This is a genomic window from Micromonospora sp. WMMD735 (assembly GCF_049178995.1).
Classification (GTDB): Bacteria; Actinomycetota; Actinomycetes; order Mycobacteriales; family Micromonosporaceae; genus Micromonospora; species Micromonospora wenchangensis.
The window spans coordinates 3256327-3277966 of the sequence record NZ_JBMHMJ010000002.1; the positions used below are offsets into that span (position 1 = coordinate 3256327).

20 protein-coding genes are annotated in these 21640 nt (G+C 74.6%); 14 read left to right on the top strand and 6 right to left on the bottom strand.

Annotation, left to right across the window (positions count from 1 at the left end; translation table 11 throughout):
- Nucleotides 1-38: 38 nt before the first annotated feature.
- Both ACN268_RS13685 and ACN268_RS13690 read right to left on the bottom strand, forming a co-directional pair.
- On the bottom strand, nt 39-836 hold the full coding sequence (locus ACN268_RS13685; RefSeq protein WP_357932328.1) for a site-2 protease family protein: 798 nt from the start codon (nt 834-836) through the stop codon (nt 39-41).
- The gene (locus ACN268_RS13690; protein ID WP_088644650.1) at nt 836-1036 is read right to left on the bottom strand and encodes a hypothetical protein; all 201 of its coding nucleotides are present in this window, start codon (nt 1034-1036) and stop codon (nt 836-838) included. Before ACN268_RS13690 ends, ACN268_RS13685 begins: the two co-directional genes overlap by 1 nt.
- A 168-nt stretch (nt 1037-1204) precedes the next feature.
- Here ACN268_RS13690 and ACN268_RS13695 point away from each other — a divergent pair, with 168 nt between their 5' ends.
- From ACN268_RS13695 to ACN268_RS13705, 3 genes are all read left to right on the top strand, one after another.
- The gene (locus ACN268_RS13695) at nt 1205-3199 is read left to right on the top strand and encodes a bifunctional adenosylcobinamide kinase/adenosylcobinamide-phosphate guanylyltransferase (protein WP_421483529.1); all 1995 of its coding nucleotides are present in this window, start codon (nt 1205-1207) and stop codon (nt 3197-3199) included.
- The gene (gene cobS, locus ACN268_RS13700; protein ID WP_421483530.1) at nt 3189-3962 is read left to right on the top strand and encodes an adenosylcobinamide-GDP ribazoletransferase; all 774 of its coding nucleotides are present in this window, start codon (nt 3189-3191) and stop codon (nt 3960-3962) included. Before ACN268_RS13695 ends, cobS begins: the two co-directional genes overlap by 11 nt.
- 65 nt (nt 3963-4027) lie before the next feature.
- Entirely contained in the window at nt 4028-5323 is a 1296-nt protein-coding gene (locus ACN268_RS13705; protein ID WP_421483531.1) for a DUF2314 domain-containing protein, read from the top strand.
- Between the two features lie 169 nt (nt 5324-5492).
- On the opposite strand, the gene gcvT is transcribed toward ACN268_RS13705, so the two are convergent.
- Nucleotides 5493-6623 (bottom strand): glycine cleavage system aminomethyltransferase GcvT, encoded by a 1131-nt coding sequence (gcvT, locus tag ACN268_RS13710; protein ID WP_421483532.1) that lies wholly within the window; start codon nt 6621-6623, stop codon nt 5493-5495.
- A gap of 161 nt (nt 6624-6784) precedes the next feature.
- Between gcvT and ACN268_RS13715 the strand changes: the two genes are divergently transcribed.
- Nucleotides 6785-8356, top strand: coding sequence for a leucyl aminopeptidase (locus ACN268_RS13715; RefSeq protein ID WP_421483533.1), 1572 nt, complete (start codon nt 6785-6787; stop codon nt 8354-8356).
- Between the two features lie 73 nt (nt 8357-8429).
- Here ACN268_RS13715 and ACN268_RS13720 read toward each other — a convergent pair whose 3' ends face one another.
- Nucleotides 8430-8759, bottom strand: coding sequence for a hypothetical protein (locus ACN268_RS13720; protein WP_421483534.1), 330 nt, complete (start codon nt 8757-8759; stop codon nt 8430-8432).
- Between the two features lie 142 nt (nt 8760-8901).
- On the opposite strand from ACN268_RS13720, the gene lpdA reads away from it, so the two are divergent.
- Nucleotides 8902-10329 carry a dihydrolipoyl dehydrogenase gene (lpdA, locus tag ACN268_RS13725; protein WP_421483535.1) on the top strand — a complete coding sequence of 476 codons (1428 nt, stop codon included), beginning with the start codon at nt 8902-8904 and terminating at the stop codon, nt 10327-10329.
- Between the two features lie 71 nt (nt 10330-10400).
- Nucleotides 10401-12239 carry a 2-oxoglutarate dehydrogenase, E2 component, dihydrolipoamide succinyltransferase gene (gene sucB / locus ACN268_RS13730; RefSeq protein WP_421483536.1) on the top strand — a complete coding sequence of 613 codons (1839 nt, stop codon included), beginning with the start codon at nt 10401-10403 and terminating at the stop codon, nt 12237-12239.
- Nucleotides 12240-12342: 103 nt separating this feature from the next.
- On the opposite strand, the gene ACN268_RS13735 is transcribed toward sucB, so the two are convergent.
- Complete coding sequence (locus ACN268_RS13735) at nt 12343-13287, bottom strand: SDR family NAD(P)-dependent oxidoreductase (RefSeq protein ID WP_421483537.1); 945 nt, start codon at nt 13285-13287, stop codon at nt 12343-12345.
- Nucleotides 13288-13512: 225 nt separating this feature from the next.
- Between ACN268_RS13735 and ACN268_RS13740 the strand changes: the two genes are divergently transcribed.
- The 3 genes from ACN268_RS13740 to ACN268_RS13750 all read left to right on the top strand — a co-directional run bounded on the left by ACN268_RS13740 (nt 13513) and on the right by ACN268_RS13750 (nt 15961).
- Nucleotides 13513-14217: a TetR/AcrR family transcriptional regulator gene (locus ACN268_RS13740; RefSeq protein WP_421483538.1), complete on the top strand. Its 705-nt coding sequence runs from the start codon at nt 13513-13515 to the stop codon at nt 14215-14217.
- Between the two features lie 122 nt (nt 14218-14339).
- Nucleotides 14340-14858, top strand: a complete 519-nt coding sequence (locus ACN268_RS13745) for a hemerythrin domain-containing protein (RefSeq protein WP_421483539.1) — start codon at nt 14340-14342, stop codon at nt 14856-14858.
- 146 nt (nt 14859-15004) lie between these two features.
- Complete coding sequence (locus tag ACN268_RS13750; protein WP_421483540.1) at nt 15005-15961, top strand: LLM class flavin-dependent oxidoreductase; 957 nt, start codon at nt 15005-15007, stop codon at nt 15959-15961.
- Nucleotides 15962-15968: 7 nt separating this feature from the next.
- Here the strand turns inward: ACN268_RS13750 and ACN268_RS13755 are convergent, their stop codons facing one another.
- Nucleotides 15969-16340, bottom strand: a complete 372-nt coding sequence (locus tag ACN268_RS13755) for a MerR family transcriptional regulator (protein ID WP_421483541.1) — start codon at nt 16338-16340, stop codon at nt 15969-15971.
- 55 nt (nt 16341-16395) lie between these two features.
- Here ACN268_RS13755 and ACN268_RS13760 point away from each other — a divergent pair, with 55 nt between their 5' ends.
- The 5 genes from ACN268_RS13760 to ACN268_RS13780 all read left to right on the top strand — a co-directional run bounded on the left by ACN268_RS13760 (nt 16396) and on the right by ACN268_RS13780 (nt 21596).
- The gene (locus ACN268_RS13760; protein ID WP_421483542.1) at nt 16396-17409 is read left to right on the top strand and encodes an aldo/keto reductase; all 1014 of its coding nucleotides are present in this window, start codon (nt 16396-16398) and stop codon (nt 17407-17409) included.
- A 274-nt stretch (nt 17410-17683) separates the two neighbouring features.
- Complete coding sequence (locus ACN268_RS13765) at nt 17684-18583, top strand: TIGR01777 family oxidoreductase (RefSeq protein ID WP_421483543.1); 900 nt, start codon at nt 17684-17686, stop codon at nt 18581-18583.
- 64 nt (nt 18584-18647) lie between these two features.
- Nucleotides 18648-20471, top strand: a complete 1824-nt coding sequence (locus tag ACN268_RS13770; protein WP_421483544.1) for a DUF2079 domain-containing protein — start codon at nt 18648-18650, stop codon at nt 20469-20471.
- A gap of 89 nt (nt 20472-20560) precedes the next feature.
- Complete coding sequence (lipB, locus tag ACN268_RS13775) at nt 20561-21199, top strand: lipoyl(octanoyl) transferase LipB (RefSeq protein WP_421483545.1); 639 nt, start codon at nt 20561-20563, stop codon at nt 21197-21199.
- Nucleotides 21200-21203: 4 nt separating this feature from the next.
- On the top strand, nt 21204-21596 hold the full coding sequence (locus ACN268_RS13780) for a VOC family protein (RefSeq protein ID WP_421483546.1): 393 nt from the start codon (nt 21204-21206) through the stop codon (nt 21594-21596).
- Nucleotides 21597-21640: the final 44 nt, after the last annotated feature.

Consider the following 21640-nt stretch of genomic DNA (forward strand, 5'->3'; position numbering starts at 1 on the left):
CCGCACCCCACCCCGGATCGTCGCGGGGTGGGGTGCGGTCAGCTCTGCCAGAACCGGATCAGGGACAGCGCGGTGCCGTAGAGCCACGGCGGCAGCCCGAGCAGGTCGCTGAGCCAGAACACGGCGCTGAAGAACCAGCCGCCGATGCGCGGGTTCCACAGCAGCGCGAACAGCAGGATGAACCCGAACGGCGCGAAGATGTCGTACATCCGGCGGTACTGCGGGCTGAGCCACGGCTGGATCATGTTGCCGCCGTCCAGGCCGGGCACCGGCAGCAGGTTCAGTACGCTCGCGGTGAGCTGGAGGAACCCCAGCAGCGCCACCCCGGCCCAGAACTCGACCGGGCCGCCCGCGTCGATGCCCACCCGCAGCACCACCACCAGCAGCAGGGTGAACAGCACGTTGGTGGCCGGGCCGGCGAGGCTGACCAGGGTGTGCCGCAGCCGGCCCGGGATGGCGTGCCGGTCCACCCAGACCGCCCCGCCGGGCAGGCCAATGCCGCCGAGCAGCACCACCACCACCGGCAGCACGATCGACAGCAGCGGGTGGGTGTACTTCAGCGGGTTCAACGTCAGGTAGCCCCGGTGGGCGATGTCCCGGTCGCCGGCCCGGTAGGCGACCACGGCGTGCGCGTACTCGTGCAGGCACAGCGAGACCAGCCAGCCGGAGACGACGAAGAGGAACACGTCGAACCGGACGTTGCCCACCCCGTTCCAGGTGAGCACGCCACTGGTGACGAAGAGCGCGACCAGGGCCAGGAAGACCGGGCTGGGCCGGAACGCCGCCCGGGGCACACCGAGCACCAGCGGCTCGCCCCCCGGGCGGTCGCCCGCCATCACTCCGCCGTCGGCAGCAGGCTCATCCGGTAGTCCACCCGGTCGTCCTCGACGAGCGTGACCGCGGTGACGCCGGACGACGCGAGCTCCCGCCAGGTCTGGCCGATCCAGGACTCGGCGTCCGCCTGGCTGCTGAACGTCTCCGCCGGCCCGTCGACCGCTGCGCCGTCCGTGCCCTCGTACCGCCAGCTCCACGCCATGCCGCGTCTCCCCTCGCCGCTCAACCGTCCCCGGGGGACGGACCCCCGCAAGCGTAGTCGGCCGGCACCGCCGCGCACCGCACGCACGTCCCCGCGCCCGGGTTCCGCCCAGCGTGACGGGTCCGGGCCGGCGGGCGGGGCCGGGTCGGGCGGCTTTAAGGTACGGGCATGTCGGTTGAGGGGTGGAACACGGTCCTGGTGCTCGGCGGTATCCGTTCGGGCAAGTCGGAGTTCGCCGAGTCCCTGGTGGCCGACGCGCCCACGGTGCGTTATGTGGCGACCTCGGCCGCCGCCGACCCGGACGACACCGAGTGGGCCGCCCGGCTGGCCGCCCACCGGGCCCGCCGGCCGGGCAGCTGGACCACCGAGGAGACCGCCGACGACCCGCGCCGGCTGGCCGACGTGCTCGCCTCGGCCGGGCCGAACGAGACGCTGCTCGTGGACGACCTGGGCGGTTGGGTGACCGTGCTGCTCGACCCGGCCCACCAGCCGGCCGACGACGTCGCCACCATCACCGAACTGGCCGACGCGGTACGCGCCAGCGAGGCACGGATCGTGCTGGTCAGCCCCGAGGTGGGGCTGTCGCTGGTGCCGACCACCCCGCTGGGGCGGGCGTTCGCCGACGCGCTGGGCGCCGCCAACCGGGCCGTCGCGGACGCCTGCGACGCGGTCGCGCTGGTGGTCGCCGGCCAGCCGGCCTGGTTGAAGCCGTCGGCACCGGTCCCGCCGGTCGGCGTACCCACCCGGGCCGCCGCCCCGGCGGACGGGCTGGACGCCAGCGCCCCGGCCTCCGTCGCCACGGTCCCGGCCGACGGGCCGCTGCCGGAGGTGCTCACCCCCACGGTGCCGCCGGCTGCGCAGACCCCGGCCGGCACGACCTGGACCACGCCGACCATGGCGCTGCCGGTGGTCGCCACGGGCCTGGTCATCCAGCCCGGCATGGAACTGCCGATGCCCGACGAGTACGCCGGCCCGCAGGCGGTGCAGCGGCTCGGCACCCTGGACCTGCCGGGGGCCGGGCTGGGCGTGCTGGAACGGGTGGTCGAGTTCGCCGCCGCCACCCAGGGCACCCCCACCCCGACGCCGTGGACGGACGTCCGGGTGCTGCTGCTGCACGGCGACCACGCCGGTGGCGTGGCGGCCGGGGCACCGGTCGGCGAGTCGACCCGGCTGGCCCGGCAGGCCCGCGCCGGCCGGGGGGCGCTGGCCCGGCTGGCCGCCGAGAACGGGGCCGGCCTGCAGGTGGTGGACGCCCCGCCGGCCGCGCCGATCGAGCACGGGCCGGCGCTGGACGCCGACACCGTCGAGTCGGCGCTGCGCTACGGCTGGCGGTTGGCCGAGGAGGCCGCCGAGGCGGGCGTACGGCTGCTGGTGCTGGGGGCGTGCGGCGCGGGCGCGGAGGCCGCCGCCGCGGCGGTGCTGGTCGCGACGGCCGGCGCGGAGGCCCCGACGGTGCTCGGCCGGGTGCACACCGCCGACGGCGAGATCGACGACGCGGCCTGGATGGTGCGGTGCGCGACGGTCCGCGACGCGCTGCACCGCACCCGGCGCTCCCCCCGCGACGCCAAGGACATCCTGGCCGAGTTGGGCGGCGGTGACATGGCGGTGGCCTGCGGTGTGCTGCTCGGGGCGACCGCCCGCCGGGTGCCGGTGCTGCTCGACGGACCGGTCGGGCTGGCCGCCGGCATGGTCGCCCGGGATCTGGCCGGCCAGGCCCGGCACTGGTGCCTGCTGGTCGACCACGGCGGTCACCCGGCGGTGCGGCTCGCCGCCGACGTGCTCGGCCTGACCCCGCTGCTGGACCTGCGGCTCGACCTGGGCGAGGGGGCGAACGCGTTGGCCGCCCTGCCGCTGCTGCGCTCGGTGCTGGCGCTGGCCGGGTCGCTGCCGGCGCACCCGCACCACGGCGGCCCCGACGACGAGGCCACCGGTACCGCCGCGACCACCCCCGACGCCGAACCGGAGCCCGGCACGCCGGTGGCCGCCGAACCGATTGTCGCCGCGCCGGAGCCCACCACGCCGGAGGCCGCCGGGGGCGAGGCGGCGCAGGCCGACGTCACCCCGGAGTTCGCCGAGCCGACGCCGGCCGGACCGGGGCCGACCACCACCGCACCCACCGACGCCGAGCCGGAGGCCGACCCGTCCGGCCGGCGTGCCGGCTGAGTCGGGGCGCGGCGACGGGCTCCGGCTGGCGCTGACCACCCTCACCACCGTCCCGGTCCGGGCCGGCCGGATCGACCGGGCGACGGCGGGCACCGCGATGGCGCTCGCGCCCCTGGTCGGGCTGCTGCTCGGGGCGGTGCTGGGCGCGCTGCTGCTCGGCCTGGCCGCGCTCGCCCCGCCCCTGGTCGCCGCCGGGGTGACCGTCGCGGCGGCAGCCCTGCTCACCCGGGGGCTGCACCTGGACGGGCTGGCCGACACCGTGGACGCGTTGGGCTCCTACCGGCGGGGCACGGCAGCACTGGAGATCATGAAGAAGCCGGACGTCGGCCCGTTCGGCGTGGCCGCGCTGGTGGTCGTCCTGCTGCTGCAGACCGCGACGCTGGCCGAGCTGGCCGGGCGGTCCTGGCCGGCGGTGCTCGCGGGGGTGCTGGCCGGCACCGCCGCCGGCCGGCTCGGGGTGACCCTGGCCTGCCGCCGGGGGGTGCCGGCCGCCCGCCCCGACGGGCTGGGCGCGCTGGTCGCCGGGACGGTCGGGCCCGTCGCGCCGGTCGTCGGCGCGGTCACCGTCGCGCTGGTGGCGGTGCCGGCCGTGCCGGGCCGGCCGTGGCAGGGGCCGCTGGCCGTGCTCGCCGCGCTCGCCGTCGCCACCGGCCTGCTGCGCCATCTGGTACGCCGGCTCGGCGGCATCACCGGCGACGTGCTGGGGGCCGTCGTGGAGGTGGTGACCACGCTGGTCTACCTGGGCTTGGTGCTGTCCGGCTGAGGACGACGCGGCGCGCCGGGTAGCGTTTGCCCCGACAGCACCGGCACGGCCTTCCGGGGGACGACTTGCTCATCACGGACGACTTCCTGCCCGTACCGGTCCCGGAGTCGCTCAGCGCGACCTACCTGGTACCGGTGGCGGGGTTGCCACCGGTGAGCCCGAAAACGGCGGTACGGGGTCTCGCCGGCCGCCTCGCCGACCCGGTGTACGGCCTGGCCACGCAGATGCTGGACAGTCCGCTGATGTCGGTGGACACCCGGTCGATCGACGAGTTCCCGCAGCTGCCGCCGGATCTGCTCACCGCGTTCGGCGCGACCGAGGCCCAGCTGGGCCGGCTCGCCGCCGCCAGTCACCTGGTGGTGGTGCAGGCCGAGTACCGGCCGGGTTGGCCACCGGCGCACGAGTGGGCGGCCCGCGCGGTGGCCGCCGCGGTTGCCGAGTCCGTCGGCGGTGACGTGGTGGACGTGTTCGGGTTGCAGTTCCTCGACCCGGCGACGGCGTTGAAGTCGCTGCCGGACGCGCAGGGCCGGATCCGGCTTGTCGACTGGGTGCTCGTGCCGTACTCCTCGGACACCGAGGGGTTGTGGTTCACCACCAAGGGGCTGCGCCGCTTCGGGCTGCTGGAGTTGCAGACCCAGGGGGTGCCCGACCATCTCACCCGGGCCTGGGGGGCGGTGCTGACCGGTGCCGCCCGCCGACTGCTGCGGGACTGGACCGACGGGCTGGCCGGCGAGGAGGTGCCGGCGTTCGTGCAGCTACCGGTGCTGGCCACGGTGACCGGGCACGACATCGCGGTGGCGTACGGCAATCCGGAGCAGCACGGCGCGACGGCCCCGGTGCTGCTGCGGCTGGAACTGGACCCGGCGACCGACCCGGAGGCCGACTCGTTCCTGAGCCTGCGCCCGCCGCCCGGTCACCCCGGGCCGGACGGCCGCTACTTCGCGGCGGCCTGCGCGACCCTCTTCTCCGGCATCGAGCCGGACGTCCGGTACGCCCGGTCCGGTGACGCGATGAGCCGGGCCGTCGCCACCGCCCGCGCCGGGCTGGACGGCATCCGGGCCCGGTTCCTCGCCGACGGGCTGCCACCGGAGGCGCAACTGGTGGTCAAGTACGGCCTGCCCGGCGACGACGGCCCCGAGTACGTGTGGGCCGGGGTCAGCTCGTGGGACGCCCCGGAGCGGATCGTCGGGGCCAGCGCCAGCGACGCCAACACCGACCCCAGCGTGCGGATCGGCTCCCCGGTCGTGGTGGCGGTCGCCGAGGTCGTCGACTGGGCGGTCCTGGACGGCACCGGCGTCATCGAGGGCGGCTGGACCCAGGCCGTCCTCGACGCCGGCGAACGCCCCCACCCCACCCACTGACCCCGTCCTCTTCCCCACCCCCGGCACTCACCCGCCCGGGCACTCACCCGCCCGCGTGATCAAGAGGTTTGCGTCAGAAATCCAGGGGCGGGGTGACGCAAACCTCTTGATCACCGGGGCGAGCTGCGGGGCGGGGGCAACGACGGGGGCCGGGGCGACGGGGGTGGGGTCAGCGGACGGAGGGGGTGACGAAGGGGGGACGGGTGACCCGCATCTGGGCGCGGCGGCCCCGGATGTCGACCTCGACGAGGTCTCCGTCCGCGAGTTTCGGGTCGGTGTCCAGCAGGGCGAGGGCGATGCCCTGCTTGCGGGTGGGGCTGAAGGTACCGCTGGTGACCGTGCCGACCGGGGCGTCACCTGCGTACACGGTCATCCCGGCGCGCGGGATGGCCCGGTCGACGGCCTCCAGGCCACGCAGCGTCCGGCGGGGGCCGGCGGCCTTCTCGGCGCGCAGCGCGTCGCGGCCCCAGAACGCCGGCTTGTCCCAGCCCACGGCCCAACCGGAGCGCCCCTGCACGGGGGTGATGTCCAGGGAGAGGTCCTGCCCGTGCAGCGGGTACCCCATCTCGGTGCGCAGGGTGTCCCGGGCACCCAGCCCGCAGGCCCGCAGCTCGACCCGCTCCCCGGCGGCGAACAGCGCGTCCCAGACGGCGACGGCGTCCGCTGCCGGCACCACCAGCTCGTAGCCCAGCTCGCCGGTATAGCCGGTACGGCAGACGGTCAGTTCGGCCCCGGCCAGCGTCGCCGGGGAGAAGCTCATGTACTCGTGCCCGGTGGGCAGGCCCAGCGCGTCGAGCAGTTCGGCCGAGCGGGGGCCCTGCACGGCCAGCACGGCGTACCGGTCGTGCTCGTCGGTGACCTCGACGTCGGCCGGGGCGGCGGCGCGCAGCCGGCGGACCACCTCGGCGGTGTTCGCCGCGTTGGGGATGAGGAAGACGTGGTCGTCGGCGTACCGGTAGGCGATGATGTCGTCGACCACCCCGCCGGTGGCGTCGTCGCAGCAGAGCGTGTACTGCGCCTTGCCCGCACCGATCCGGTCCAGGTCGTTGGTCAGGCAGGAGTTGACGAACCGGGCGGCGCCGGGGCCGGTGACCCGCGCCTTGCCCAGGTGCGAGACGTCGAAGACGCCGACCGCCGTGCGGACCGCCGCGTGTTCCCTGAGCACGCCACCACCGGCGTACTCCAGGGGCATCTCCCAACCCCCGAAGGGGGCGAACTTGGCACCGAGCGCGGCGTGTCGCGCGTGCAGCGGGGAACGGCGCAGCCGGGTCGCGGCGGCGTCGGAGGTCACGTCCGTCATGGGTGGCAACTTACCGCCGGGTGTCCCGCTGGTTAGCATCGGCGGGACCCGTCGGCACTTCGGCGGGACGCACCCGCGCTCCGGCGGGTAGGTTGCCGCCGGAGACCATCACCGCCGGTACGCGACGCCGCGGCCGGCCCGGCCCGCCCGGAGTAGCTTCAGTGACATCGTCCAGCACCACCCTCAGCCTGGTCGACACCGACCCCGCCGAGCTCACGGTCGACGCGATCGTGATCGGCGTGCACAGCCAGACCACCGGCCCGGACGCCACGAGCGGTCCCGCCGGCACCCTGCTGCTCGCCGACGGCGCGGAGAGTATCGCCGCCGCCTTCGACGGCAAGCTGACCGCGACGCTGGCCCTGCTCGGCGCGACCGGTGGCCCCGGTGAGGTGATCAAGCTGGCCACGCTGGGCACGGTCACCGCCCCGCTGGTCGTGGCGGTCGGGTTGGGTCCGGAGCCGACCGGTGCCGCCCCCGCCCCGGAGACCCTGCGCCGGGCCGCCGGCGCGGCGGTCCGGGCGCTGGCCGGGGCGCCCCGGGTGGCGCTGAGCCTGCCGCTGCCCGACGACGCCGACGCCCCGGCCGCGCTGCGCGCGGTGGCCGAGGGGGCGCTGCTCGGCGGCTACCGGTTCGCCGGTTACAAGACCAAGCCGCAGCCGTCCCGGCGGGAGCCGGTGGCCGAGGTGCTGATCGCCGTGCCGGACGCCGCCGACGCGACCGCGCGGGCCGAGGTCGACCGGGCCACCACCGTGGCCGGTGCGGTGCGGACCAGCCGCGACTGGGTCAACACCGCGCCGAACGAGCTGCGTCCGCCGGCCTTCGCCGAGGCCGTCGCCACCGCCGCCCGGGCCGCCGGGCTCGACGTCGAGGTGCTCGACGAGGAGCAGCTGCGGGCCGGCGGGTACGGCGGGATCACCGCCGTCGGGCAGGGGTCGGAGGCCCCGCCGCGGCTGGTCAAGCTGACCTGGACCCCGCAGGGCCAGACGAACGGCAAGCGGGTGGCGCTGGTCGGCAAGGGCATCACCTTCGACACCGGCGGCATCTCGATCAAGCCGGCCCAGGGCATGTGGGAGATGAAGTCCGACATGGCCGGCGCGGCGGCGGTCGGCGCGGCGATGCTGGCGATCGCGGCGCTCAAGCCGGCCGTGGCGGTGACCGGTTACCTGCCGATGGCCGAGAACATGCCGTCGGGCACCAGCTACCGGCCGGGTGACGTGGTCACCATGTTCAACGGCAAGCGGGTCGAGGTGCTCAACACCGACGCCGAGGGCCGGATGATCCTCGGCGACGCGATGGCCCGCGCCTGCGCCGACGGCACCGACTACCTGTTCGAGACGTCCACCCTCACCGGCGGGCAGGTGATCGCGCTGGGCAAGCGGATCTCGGGGGTGATGGGCACCCCCGAGCTGTGCGAGCGGGTGAAGGTGGCCGGTGACACGGTCGGCGAGCCGGCCTGGCCGATGCCGCTGCCGGACGACGTCCGCAAGGGCATGGACTCTGACGTCGCGGACATCTCGCAGGTCAACGCGGGCATGGACCGGGCCGGCCACATGCTGCAGGGCGGGGTGTTCCTGCGCGAGTTCGTCACCGACGACGTGGCGTGGGCGCACATCGACATCGCCGGTCCGAGCTACCACTCGGGTGAGCCGACCGGCTACTGGACCAAGGGCGGCACCGGGGTGCCGGTGCGTACCCTGCTGCAGCTGGTCGAGGACGTCGCCGCCAACGGCTGACGGATTCGCGACACCACGACGGGACGCCTGCGGGCGTCCCGTCCGCGTTTCCCGGGTGGCCCGCCGGGGGCAGTCAGAACAGTTCGGGGCGGCGCTTGCGGCGTTCGTTGTAGTCGCGCATCCGCTGGGGGTAGCCCATCAGCCGGACGTCGTAGATCGGGATGCCCAGGGCATGGGCGAAACGACGGGCGGCGTCCGGGCCGTCGATGCGTCGGCGGGTCCACTCGCCGTCGTCGGCGATCATGATGACGGTGGTGTCGGTCATCGTGGTCCGGGGTTCGACGAACGCCTCGACCCCCCGGCGGGTGCGGGCGAAGTTGGCCAGGTGATCCAGGTCGGCCCGGTCGGCCGGCCGGTCACGGTTGGCCGGGGTCGGCGGTTTGCGTCGCCGGAACAGCGCCACCGGGCACTCCTCTCCCCCGTCCGTCGTCGGGAACCGGTGCCAAGAGTACGTGTCGGGGACGTGTCGTTGGGCACCTCGGTACGCGCTGCGGACGCGCTAGTGACAAGATGACCGAGGTGGGGTCTGCCCGTGGCGCCCCACCGTGACCCCCCGATGCAGCGAAGCGACCAGGGAGTTGGACGTGAGCGAGCCGAACGACGCAACCTTCGACATCGTCATTCTCGGAGGTGGCAGCGGCGGCTACGCGGCGGCGCTGCGTGCCGCCCAGCTTGATCTCTCCGTCGCGCTGATCGAGAAGGGCAAGCTCGGCGGCACCTGCCTGCACAACGGCTGCATCCCGACCAAGGCGCTGCTACACGCGGCGGAGATCGCCGACCAGACCCGCGAGTCGGCGCAGTTCGGCGTCAAGGCCGAGCTGGTCGGCATCGACATGGCCGGGGTGAACTCGTACAAGGACGGGGTGATCTCCCGGCTGTACAAGGGCCTGCAGGGGCTGGTCGGCGGCAACAAGAACATCACCTTCGTGGCGGGCGCCGGCAAGCTGGTCGGCAGGAACGTCGTCGAGGTGGACGGCAAGCGGTACACCGGCCGCAACGTGATCCTGGCCTCCGGCTCGTACGCGAAGAGCCTGCCCGGCCTGGAGGTCGACGGCGAGCGGATCATCACCAGCGACCACGCGCTGACCCTGGACCGGGTGCCGGCGTCGGTGATCGTGCTGGGTGGCGGCGTGATCGGCGTCGAGTTCGCCAGCGTGTGGAAGTCCTTCGGGGTGGACGTGACCATCGTCGAGGCGCTGCCCCGGCTGGTGGCCGCCGAGGACGAGGAGTCGTCGAAGGCGCTGGAGCGGGCGTTCCGCAAGCGGAAGATCAACTTCAAGGTCGGCAAGCCGTTCGAGAAGGTCGAGAAGACCGAGAACGGCGTGAAGCTGACCATCGCCGGCGGCGAGACCGTCGAGGCCGAGCTGCTGCTGGTCGCCGTCGGCCGGGGCCCGAACACCGCCGACCTCGGCTACGAGGAGCAGGGCGTCAAGCTCGACCGGGGGTACGTGCTGACCGACGAGCGGCTGCGCACCGGCGTACCGAACGTCTACGCGGTCGGCGACATCGTGCCCGGCCTCCAGCTCGCCCACCGGGGTTTCGCCCAGGGCATCTTCGTCGCCGAGGAGATCGCCGGCCTGAACCCGGCCGTGATCGACGAGGCCGGCATCCCGCGCGTCACCTACTCCGACCCGGAGCTTGCGTCGGTGGGCCTGACCGAGGCTAAGGCCAAGGAGCAGTACGGCGACAAGGTCAAGGTCTACAACTACAACCTCGGCGGCAACGGCAAGAGCCAGATCCTCAAGACCGCCGGTTTCGTGAAGCTGGTCCGGGTCGAGGACGGCCCGGTGGTCGGCGTCCACATGGTCGGTGCCCGGGTCGGTGAGCTGATCGGCGAGGCGCAGCTCATCTACAACTGGGAGGCCTACCCGGCGGAGGTGGCGCAGCTCGTGCACGCCCACCCGACCCAGAACGAGGCGCTGGGCGAGGCGCACCTGGCCCTGGCCGGCAAGCCGCTGCACGCGCACGCCTGACCCACACTCATTCCGCGACGCCGGCGGCAAGCGGGCGAGGATCGCACCAGGCCACGAAGGAGTTTCAGAACATGCCGGTATCGGTCACCATGCCTCGGCTCGGCGAGAGCGTCACCGAGGGCACCGTCACCCGCTGGCTCAAGCAGGAGGGCGAGACCGTCGAGGTCGACGAGCCGCTGCTGGAGGTCTCCACCGACAAGGTCGACACCGAGATCCCCTCCCCCGCCGCGGGGGTGCTGAGCCGGATCGTGGTCGGCGAGGACGAGACCGCCGAGGTGGGCAGCGAACTGGCCGTCATCTCGGGTGAGGGCGAGTCGGCCGGCGGGGACGCCCCGCAGGCCGACGGTGAGGCCGACGAGCCGGAGCAGGCCGCGCCGGCCCCCGAGCCGACGGCCGCCGCCGAGGGCACCGGCCCGGAGCCGGAGCAGGACGAGCCGGCCCGGGAGCAGCCGGCGGCACAGGCCGCCCCGGCGTCGTCGGGCGAGGGTACCCCGGTGAAGATGCCGGCCCTGGGTGAGAGCGTCACCGAGGGTACGGTCACCCGCTGGCTCAAGCAGGTCGGCGAGACCGTCGAGGTCGACGAGCCGCTGCTGGAGGTCTCCACCGACAAGGTCGACACCGAGATCCCGTCGCCCGTCGCCGGCACCGTCCTGGAGATCAAGGTCCCCGAGGACGAGACCGCCGCCGTCGGCGCGGACCTGGCGATCATCGGTGCGGCGGGCGCGGCCCCGGCCGAGACGAAGCCGGAGCCGAAGGCGGAGGCCCCGAAGGCGCAGGCCCCGAAGGCGGAGCAGCCCAAGGCCGAGGCGAAGCCGGAGCCGAAGGTCACCGAGCCGACGCCGGGCGCGGGCTACGGCGAGCCGGCCGCCGAGACCGAGTCGGCGGCCCAGCCGGTGCAGGCCGAGCGGGCCGCCCAGCCGGCCGCCCCGGCGGCACCGGCCGCACCCGCCCAGGGCGGCGGCGACGCCCCCGGCTACGTGACCCCGCTGGTCCGCAAGCTGGCCGGCGAGCACGGTGTCGACCTGGCCTCGGTCAACGGCACCGGAGTGGGTGGCCGGATCCGCAAGCAGGACGTGCTGGAGGCGGCGGAGAAGGCGAAGGCGGCCAAGGCGGCTCCGGCCCCCGCCGCGCAGCCGGCCGCCGCGGCGACCCCGGCCGCACCGGCGGCGAAGCCGCAGCCGAGCGGCAAGCGGGGCACCACCGAGAAGCTGACCCGCATCCGCAAGGCCATCGCCAACCGCCTGCAGGAGTCGCTGCACGAGATGGCGCAGCTCACCACGGTGATCGAGGTGGACGTCACCCGGATCGCCAAGCTGCGGGCGCAGGCGAAGGACTCGTTCCAGCAGCGGCACGGCGTGAAGCTGTCGTTCCTGCCGTTCTTCGCGCTGGCCGCCATCGAGGCCCTGCAGACGTACCCGATCGTGAACGCCCGGATGGACCTCGACGCGGGCACCATCACCTACCCGGACGCCGAGAACCTCGGCATCGCGGTGGACACCGAGCGGGGCCTGCTGACGCCGGTCATCCACAACGCCGGTGACCTCAACCTGGGCGGCATCGCCAAGCGCGTCGCCGACCTGGCCGAGCGCACCCGGACCAACAAGATCAGCCCGGACGAGATCGCCGGGGCCACCTTCACGCTGACCAACACCGGCAGCCGGGGCGCGCTGTTCGACACCCCGATCGTGCCGTCGCCCCAGTCGGCGATGCTCGGCACGGGTGCCGTGGTGAAGCGTCCCGTCGTGGTCAACGACCCGGACCTGGGCGAGGTCATCGCGGTGCGGTCGATGGTCTACCTGGCCCTGTCCTACGACCACCGGCTGATCGACGGCGCCGACGCGGCCCGGTTCCTGGTCGCGGTCAAGGAGCGGCTGGAGGGCGGCAACTTCGAGGCCGAGCTGGGCCTGTAACACCCGCCTGCGCGAAGGGCGCCCCGGTCGTCGACCGGGGCGCCCTTCGTCGTCACGGGACCGCCGGACACGCCGGCACGGCACCTCCCGGCGGACCGGCGGCTCAGCCGCGCAGGGTCTGCTCGGAGACCGTCCAGAGCCGCTCGGCGGCGGCCGGGTCGAGGGCGTACGCGGCGACGCCGGTGCGGGTGCCGGGCTGGTTCGGGGCGGCCTGCTGGCAGTCCTCGAAGTACCGGCCGCCGATCCCGTCGAGCAGCGGCGAGGTGGCGACCAGCACCGAGGTGGCGGCACCCTGCTCGACGGTCTTCCAGGTGGCCGCGCCGCCCCCGCTGGCGGCCCGCATCCGCTCCAGTTCCTCGGCGCTGACGTACCGCTGGAGGTTGGTGTGGATCGCGCCGGGCATCAGCGCGTTGCTGACGATGCCGTCGTCGGCCCAGCGCCGGGTCGCCTCGACGGCGAACAGCACGTTCGCGGTCTTCGACTGCCCGTACGCCTCCCACGGGTCGTACGGGCGCTGCCGGAAGTGGATGTCGTCGAAGACCACCGGGGAGCGCAGGTGCGCGGCGGAGCTGACCGCGACGACGCGGGCCCCCTCGGCGGCGGCGAGGGCGCGGTGCAGCCCGGTGGCGAGGGCGAAGTGCCCGAGGTGGTTGGTGGCGAACTGCAACTCCCAGCCCTCGGGGGTACGCCGTTCGGGCGAGGCCATGATGCCGGCGTTGTTCACCAGCAGGTGCAGCGGCCCGTCCCAGGTGGCCACGAAGGCGGCCACCGACGCCCGGTCGGCGAGGTCGAGCGGGGCGACCAGCAGCCGGTCGTTGCCGGTGCTGTCGGTGATGTCCGTCGCGGCGCGCCGACCGGCGTCGAGGTCGCGTACGGCCAGGGTGACGTCGGCACCGGCGGCGGCGAGGGCGCGGGCGGTCTCCACGCCGATGCCCGAGGCGCCGCCGGTGACCACGGCGCGTCGACCGGTGAGGTCGACGTCGCGGACCACCTCCAGGGCGGTGCTGCGGGCGTCGAAGGGGGTGTGGACCGGTGTGTCGGTGGTCATGATCCGTCCTTGTCGGTGCGGCGCGGGCCGGGCGGTCCGGCCGGTACGATGAGAAGTGGAGGGCCCTCCGTTACGGTCTCCGAGACTAACCGGAGGTTCCTCCGTTTGCCAACCGGTCGCCGGACCGGTCCGCTCCGGGTGGCCGTCGTCACCGCAACGGGCGGCCGACCGCAGCCGACCCGCACCCGTGCGGTGGCCCCGCCGCACCCGATGTCAGGAGGCGACGTGCCGCCCACCAGCCCCGACGGCGACGCGCCACCCACCAGTCCCCACGGCGACGCGCCACCCACCAGTCCCCACGGCGACGCGCCGCAGACCGGCCCGAACCGCGACGCGCGACAGACCGGTCCGGGCCGCGACGCGCCGCAGTCCGGTGCCCGGCCGCTGCGCGCCGACGCGCTGCGCAACCGCCAGCGACTGCTCGACACCGCCGTCCGGGCGTTCTCCCGGCAGGGGCCGGAGGTGACCCTGGAGTCGATCGCCCGGGAGGCCGGGGTCGGCATCGGCACCCTCTACCGGCACTTCCCCACCCGGGAGGCGCTGGTGGAGGCCGCCTACCGCAACGAGCTGGCCAAACTCTGCGACGCCGCCGACGAGCTGCTGACCCGCCTGCCGCCCGCCGAGGCGACCCGGGCCTGGATGGACCGCTTCGTCGACTACCTCGCCACCAAGCAGGGCATGGCCGACGCCCTGCGCCTGGTGATCGCCGCCGGCACCAACCCGTACGCGCAGAGCCGTGACCTGCTGGTCGCCGCGCTGACCCGGCTGCTCGCGGCCGGTGTCGCCGCCGGCACGATCCGCCCGGACGTCGACCCGGGCGACGTGCTGGCCGGGCTGGGCGGGATGTCGCTGGCGGCGCAGGGGCCGGAGCAACGGGACCTCGCCGGCCGCCTGCTCGACCTGCTCATGGCGGGGCTGCGCCGAGCCTGACCCGACCCGCCAGGTGTGGCCGTCGCGCCGCCGACGGGGATCGTAGGATCGTCGTCAGCGTCGCGGTGTACCCGGCACACAGACCGCCGAGGGCACGGAGGCGCCGGACAGCAGGGACACCTGTGCACCCCGATTCCACCCCCGCCGACCGCCTGACCGCACTCGGCCACCAACTGGTAGAGATCCACCTCTGGCTGCTCGACGAGCTCGACCAGCTCCGGGCCGGCCTCGCCGCCGGTTCCCACGGGTCACCCGGCGCGGCGCGGTTGCGCGGTCTGCGTACCCACTGCCTCAGCTTCTGCTCGGCGCTCACCCGGCACCACACCGGCGAGGACGCCGGTGCCTTCCGGGTGCTCGCCGACGAGGTGCCCGAGCTGCGGCCGGTGCTCGACAAGCTCAGCCGGGACCACCGCATGGTCGACTGGATCGTCCGCCGGATCGAGGCGCTGGTCACCGATCCACCGGCGGACGACCCGGCGGCCGCCGACCGGGTCCGCGTCGAGCTGGAGGGCCTGTCCGCGATCCTCGCCTCGCACTTCCGCTACGAGGAACGCACCCTCACCGCCGCCCTCGACGCGCTCGGCCACCGGGCCGGCGACACCACGGAACTGCTCGGGGTGACCCCACCGCCGGACTGGTGAGCCGGGCCGCCGGGTTCCGCGCCTCCCGCACCGACGATTCCACGCCGGCCCCGGCAGAGCCCGGGGCGGGGGCGGGCGATTCTCCGGTCGGCAGAATCCGGGCCTGCGGGATGGCCGGGACGACCCGCGACGGCGAAGCTGGGCCGGTGACCGTCTTCTCGCTCCAGGCCACCCCGACCGACGCGGCGGGCTGGGTCGACCTCGCCCGCCGGGCGGAGTCGGTCGGCTTCGACGCCCTGCTCGCCGCCGACCACCCGGGCGACGTGACGTCCCCGTTCGTCGCGCTCGCCGCCGCCGCGTCGGTGACCACCACGATCGGGCTCGGCTCGTACGTGTCGAATCTGGGGGTGCGGGAACCGATCCTGCTCGCCGCCGACGTGGCCACCCTCGACCTGGTCTCCGGTGGACGGGCCCGGCTCGGTGTCGGTGCCGGCCACACCCCCGCCGAGTGGGCCGCCGTCGGCCGGGTACGCCCCGACGTGGCCGGTCGGGTACGCCGCTGCGTGGCCGTCGCCGAGGCGGTCCGCGCCCTGCTCGACGGCTACCCGGTGACTGTCGACTCCCCCGACCTGGTGGCGCGGGAGGCCCGGCTGACCTCGCCCCGGCCGGTGCGGGACCGCATCCCGTTGACCATGGGCACCGCCAACTCGACGCTGCTGCGCTGGGCCGGCGCGCACGCCGACGTGGTCGGGTTGACCGGTTTCGGGCGTACCCTCGCCGACGGGCACCGGCACGAGGCGCGTTGGCGGGTCGACCAGATCGAGGCGCAGCTCGCGCACGTGGCCGCCGGGGCGGCCGGCCGGGACACCCCGCCCGCGCTGGAGGCGCTGGTGCAGACGGTCGTGGTCACCGACGACGCCGGGGCCGCCGCCGCCGAGCAGGCCGAACGGATCGGTCTGACCGTCACCGAGCTGCTGGCCACCCCGTTCGTGCTGATCGGCACGGTGGACGAGATCGTCGCGGCGGTCGCGGCCCACCGGCGTCGCTGGGGTGTCACCCGCTTCGTGGTACGCCGGGACGCCCTCGAACCGCTCGTCCCGGTGCTGGCCCGGCTGCCCGGTGCCCCACCGGCTCCGGACGGGGCGGGGTCCACCCGAGCGTGATGGGCGCTCAGGGGGCGGGGGTCGCCCCGGTGATGCCCTGGTAGAAGCGGATCTTCTCGCGCAGGTGGGCGTACTGGCGCTGGAGCAGGGTCAACTGTTCCTCGACCCGGGCGGCGTGCTGTTCCAGCAGCTCCTGCCGGGCGGCGACGGTGTGTTCCCCCTCCCGGGACAGCTCGGCGTAGCGGCACATCTCGGCGATCGGCATGCCGGTGTCGCGCAGGCAGCGGAAGATCACCAGCCAGCTCAGGTCGTCGTCGGTGAAGACCCGACGGCCACCCGAGGTACGGCCGACGCCGCTGAGCAGGCCGATCTTCTCGTAGTAGCGGAGGGTGTCGAGGCTGAACCCACTGCGCCGGGCGGCCTCCGAGGGCGGGTACATGGGGCGGATGCTACCGCTTGACCTGGAGCGCACTCCAGGTTGAACACTGGTCGGCATGACGACGACACGGACTCTGGGCCACAGCGGAATCGAGGTCGGCGCGATCGGCATGGGGTGCTGGGCGATCGGCGGTCCGCTGTGGGGCGACGACGGTCAGCCGTACGGCTGGGGTGAGGTGGACGACGACGAGTCGGTCGCCACCATCCACCAGGCCCTCGACCTGGGCGTCACCCTCTTCGACACGGCCAGCAACTACGGGGCCGGGCACAGCGAGCGGGTGCTCGGCCGGGCGCTCGCCGGCCGGCGGGACGAGGCGGTGATCGTCACCAAGTTCGGCAATCGCAGCGACGAGGCGACCCGACGGGCGCTGGGCGTGGACGCCAGCCCGGCGTACGCGGTGGCCAGCCTGGAGGGGTCGCTGCGCCGGCTCGGCACCGACCACGTCGACCTCTACCTGCTGCACCTCAACGACCTGCCGGCGTCCGCCGCGCTCGACCTGGTCGACACCCTGGAGGGCCTGGTCACCCAGGGCAAGATCCGGGGGTACGGCTGGAGCACCGACGACCCGGACTCGGCGCGGGCGTTCGCCGGGGCGGGGCCGCACTGCATCGCCGTCGAGCACGACGAGTCGGTGCTGAACGACAACCCGGACGTGCTCGCCGTCTGCGACGCCTTCGACCTGGCCAGCCTCAACCGGGGGCCACTGGCGATGGGCCTGCTCACCGGGGCCACCCGCACGCCGGGCGCGGACGACGTGCGGGGCCGGGCGCCGGAGTGGCTGGTCTGGTTCCGCGACGGCCGGCCCACCCCCGAGTGGTCGGCCCGGGTGGCGGCGATCCGGGCGGCGTTGACCGCGGACGGCCGTACCCTCGCCCAGGGGGCGCTGGGCTGGCTGTTGGCCCGCAGCCCCCGTACGCTGCCGATCCCCGGCTGCCGGACGGTGGCGCAGGCCCGGGAGAACTTCGCCGCCCTCACCCTCGGCCCACTCCCGGAGGACGCGTTCGCCGAGGTGGAGCGCCTCCTGGCCGACCTGCGCCCGACCCCGGCCGGCGACCCGGCCGCCCGGTAGGCCCCGCCACCACGGGCCCCCGCCCTCCCGCCTCCCGCCCGACCACTCACCCCCGACTCCCCCGCCCCGCCTCGGCGGATGGCCGCCCCGTCCCCGCTGATCAAGAGGTTCGAGTCAGTTGATCAAGAGGTTCGCGTCAAGATTGATCTTCAACCTGACGCGAACCTCTTGATCACCGGGACGAGCCGGCCGGGGGTGGACGTCGGGGGGTGGGGTCGGGTGGGGGTTGGTGGTCGGCGCATCCGATCGGGGGCGCGTGCCCGAAGATAGGGGTATGCGGATCCTGATGGGCGGCGCGTCCGGTTTTCTCGGCACCCGGTTGGTCGATCGTCTCACCGACGAGGGGCACCAGGTCGTCCGGCTGGTCCGGCGGTCGCCGCGTACCCCCGACGAGCAGCGGTGGGACCCGACCGCCGGGCAGCTCGACCCGGCCGTGGTGGCCGGGGCCGACGCGGTGGTCAACCTGGCCGGGGCCGGGGTGGGCGACAGGCGGTGGACCGACGACTACCGCCGGGTGATCCGGTCCAGCCGGGTGGACACCACCACCACGCTGGCGGTCACGATCGCCGGGATGCCGGCGGCGGACCGGCCCCCGGTGCTGCTCAACTCCTCGGCGGTCGGCTGGTACGGCAACACCGGCGACCGGGTGGTCGAGGAGGACGCCCCGGCGGGTGAGGGGTTCCTCGCCGACGTGTGCCGGGTCTGGGAGGCGGCGACCCGACCCGCCGAGGACGCCGGGGTCCGGGTGGTACGGCTGCGGACGGGTCTGCCGTTGCACCGCGACGGGGGGCTGCTCAAGCCGCAGCTGCTGCCGTTCAAGCTGGGCGTCGCCGGTCGGCTCGGCAGTGGGCGGCAGTGGCTACCGTGGATCTCACTGCGGGACTGGCTGGACGGGACGGTGTTCCTGCTGACCGCCGGGGAGGTCGCCGGCGCGGTCAACGTGGTCGGCCCGAACCCGGTCACCAACGCCGAGTTCACCCGGGAGTTCGCCCGTCAACTGCACCGGCCGGCGATCGTCCCGATCCCCGCGGTCGCCCTGAAGGTCGCCCTGGGCGGCTTCGCCCAGGAGGCGCTGACCAGCACCCGGGTCCTGCCCGCCGTGCTCACCCGGGCCGGTTTCTCCTGGACCCACCCCGAGCTGCCCGCCGCGCTGCACGCCGCCCTGCACGACTGACCCGCCGTGGTCGGGGTCGCGGGTCCGACCGGTCGGTCCAGTTCCGGTTGGTAACGTCCGCTCCGTGCCGACTTCCCCGACCCTGGCCGCCGACCCGCCGCCCACCGCCGCCCCGGACGCCGCCCGGGGTCGGCGGGCCGACCTGATCGTGCTGGTCGTCGCGGTGGCGCTGGCGGTCTGGGTGACCAGCGGGCTGTGGCGCGACCCGAACCAGCGGGCGGTCACCGTGAACTCCAGCGACCAGGCGCTCTTCGAGTGGCTGCTCGCCTTCGGCGGGCACGCGGTCACCCACGGGGAGAACCCGCTCTTCACCCACCTGCTCAACGTGCCGGACGGGGTGAACCTCGCCGTCAACACCTCGATCACCGTGTACGCGGTGGTCTTCGCCCCGTTGACGTACCTGATCGGGCCGCCGGCCACGTTCCTGGTGATCCTCACCCTCAACCTCGCCGCCACCGCGCTGGCCTGGTACTGGCTGCTCTCCCGGCACCTGGTCGCCAGTCGGGTCGCGGCGGGTGTCGGGGCGCTGTTCGTGGCCTTCTCCCCCGGCATGGTCGCGCACGCCAACGCCCACCTGAACTGGACCGCCGGCTGGTTGGTGCCGCTGCTGGTGGCCGGGGTGTTCGCGCTGCGCCGGCCGGGCCGCTGGTTGCGCGGCGGGCTGGTGCTCGGGGTGCTGGTCGCGGTGGCCTTCTCGGTCGCCGCCGAGGGGTTGTTCTTCACCGCGCTGGCGGTCGCCGTCTTCCTCGCCGGGTGGGCGCTGCACCCGGCCCGCCGGGCGCAGGCCCGCGCCGCGCTGCCGGACTTCCTGCGCGGGCTGGCGGTGACCGCGCTGGTCGCCGGGGTGCTGCTGGCGTACCCGCTGTGGTTGCACTTCGCCGGGCCGCAACGGTTCCACGGCACCGGCTTCGACCCGGTCATCCACGCCGAGGACATCGCCGCGTTCGGGGCGTACCCGAGCCGGTCGGTGGCCGGCGCGCTGGGCTGGGACACCACGCTGGCGCCCAACCCGACCGAGGAGAACAGCTTCTTCGGGGTGCCGCTGCTGCTGCTCACCGTGGTCTGCTTCGGGTGGTTGTGGCGTCGGGCCAGCCCCGGCCGGCGGGCCACGCTGACCGCGCTCGGGGTGACCGCCGTGGTCTTCGCGGTGCTGTCCTGGGGGCCGCTGGCGAAGTGGAACGGGAGCCGTACCGGCCAACTGCTGCCCTTCGGGGTGCTGGACGACCTGCCGGTGGTCAACGCCGCCCTGCCGTCCCGGCTGGCCCTGGTGGTGGCGCCGGTGATCGGGGTGCTGCTGGCGTACACCGTCGACCGGCTGCGGGCGACGCCGCCGGGTCGCCCGGCGGCCTGGGCCTGGCGGGCGGGGTTCGTGGCGGCGCTGCTGCCGCTGCTGCCGATCCCGCTGCTGACCAGCGTCCGCCCGCCGGTGCCGGAGTTCGTCACCGCCGGCACCTGGCGGGAGTACGTCTCACCGGGCGGGGTGCTCACCCCGATCCCGCTGACCCTGGACGTCACCCCCGACGGGCAACGCTGGCAGGCGTACGCCCTGTCCCACCGGCAGGGCGAGTTCCGGTTGCCCGCCGGCTTCTTCCTCGGCCCCGGCGGCCCGGACGGGCGGGGCCGGATCGGGCCGCCGCCGCGCACCTTCGACACGCTGATGGACCAGGCCGGGCGGACCGGGCTGGTGCCGATCGTCACCGAGGGCAGCATCCGGCTGTCCCGGGCGGACCTGCGGTACTGGGGGGTCGAGGCGGTCGTCCTGCCCGACGAGGTGCACGGCGCCAAGTACGACCTCGACGAGGACGCCCTGCGCCGCACCGCCACCGCCCTGCTCGGCGAGCCCCGCCGGGTGGACGACGTGTGGCTCTGGACGGTCCCCGCCACCTGACGGGTCCGCCACCTGTGGGGGGGGTCACGCAGGGTGGCGCGACGAGGCTCACGGGGCACGGCGGAGGCGGGCGGGGCTAGGGTGGCAGGGTGAGCGTGACGACTTCCGGGGTGACCGCCGTCCGGGCGGGTGTGGTCGACTACCCGGCCGCGTGGGACGAGCAACGGCGGCTGCACGAGGCGGTGGTGGCCGGCGAGCGCGGCGACACCGTGCTGCTGCTGGAACACCCGAGCGTCTACACCGCCGGCAAGCGCACCGAGCCCTGGGACCGGCCGATGGACGGCACCCCTGTCGTCGACGTCGACCGGGGTGGCAAGATCACCTGGCACGGTCCGGGGCAGCTCGTCGGCTACCCGATCGTCCGGCTGCCCGACCCGGTCGACGTGGTCGCCTACGTCCGCCGCACCGAGCAGCTGCTGATCGACGTCTGCGCCGAGTTCGGGCTTACCGCCGGCCGGGTCGAGGGACGCAGCGGCGTCTGGGTGCCCGACGACGACCGGGGCCCGGCCCGCAAGGTGGCCGCCATCGGCATCCGGGTCGCCCGGGGCGTCACCCAGCACGGCTTCGCGATCAACTGCGACTGCGACCTGTCGTACTACGACCGGATCGTGCCGTGCGGCATCGCCGACGCCGGCACCACCTCGCTCACCGCCGAACTGGGCCGCCCGGTGACGGTGGCCGAGGTGCTGCCCGTGGTGGAACGGCACCTGCCCACCCTGCTCGGCTGAGCCGGTGCGGATCGACCTCGTCACCCTCGTCGTCGCCGACTACGACCCGGCCATCGCGTTCTTCACCGGGATTCTCGGCTTCGAGCTGGTCGAGGACGCGCCGTCGCTGACCAACGACGGCCGCCCGAAGCGGTGGGTGGTGGTCCGCCCGCCCAGTGGGCAGACCGGCATCCTGCTGGCCCGCGCCGACGGTGAGCGGCAGGAGGCGGTGGTCGGTGACCAGGTGGCCGGCCGGGTCGGGTTCTTCCTCCAGGTGGACGACTTCGACGCCGTCCACCGGCGGCTGGTCGACGCCGGCGTTGAGTTCGTGCGGCCACCGCGTACCGAACCGTACGGCCGGGTGGCGGTGTTCCGGGACATCGCCGGCAACCGCTGGGATCTGCTCGGCTCGGCCTGACCCCGCTGCCCCGTCGAGCCGTCACAGCAACCGGGGGCGGCATC

Coding starts and splice junctions, on each gene's coding strand:
- ACN268_RS13685 (WP_357932328.1), bottom strand. CDS start 836: ATGGCGGGCGACCGCCCGGGGGGCGAGCCGCTGGTGCTCGGTGTGCCC.
- ACN268_RS13690 (WP_088644650.1), bottom strand. CDS start 1,036: ATGGCGTGGAGCTGGCGGTACGAGGGCACGGACGGCGCAGCGGTCGAC.
- ACN268_RS13695 (WP_421483529.1), top strand. CDS start 1,205: ATGTCGGTTGAGGGGTGGAACACGGTCCTGGTGCTCGGCGGTATCCGT.
- gcvT (WP_421483532.1), bottom strand. CDS start 6,623: ATGACGGACGTGACCTCCGACGCCGCCGCGACCCGGCTGCGCCGTTCC.
- sucB (WP_421483536.1), top strand. CDS start 10,401: ATGCCGGTATCGGTCACCATGCCTCGGCTCGGCGAGAGCGTCACCGAG.
- ACN268_RS13735 (WP_421483537.1), bottom strand. CDS start 13,287: ATGACCACCGACACACCGGTCCACACCCCCTTCGACGCCCGCAGCACC.
- ACN268_RS13755 (WP_421483541.1), bottom strand. CDS start 16,340: ATGTACCCGCCCTCGGAGGCCGCCCGGCGCAGTGGGTTCAGCCTCGAC.
- ACN268_RS13760 (WP_421483542.1), top strand. CDS start 16,396: ATGACGACGACACGGACTCTGGGCCACAGCGGAATCGAGGTCGGCGCG.
- ACN268_RS13765 (WP_421483543.1), top strand. CDS start 17,684: ATGCGGATCCTGATGGGCGGCGCGTCCGGTTTTCTCGGCACCCGGTTG.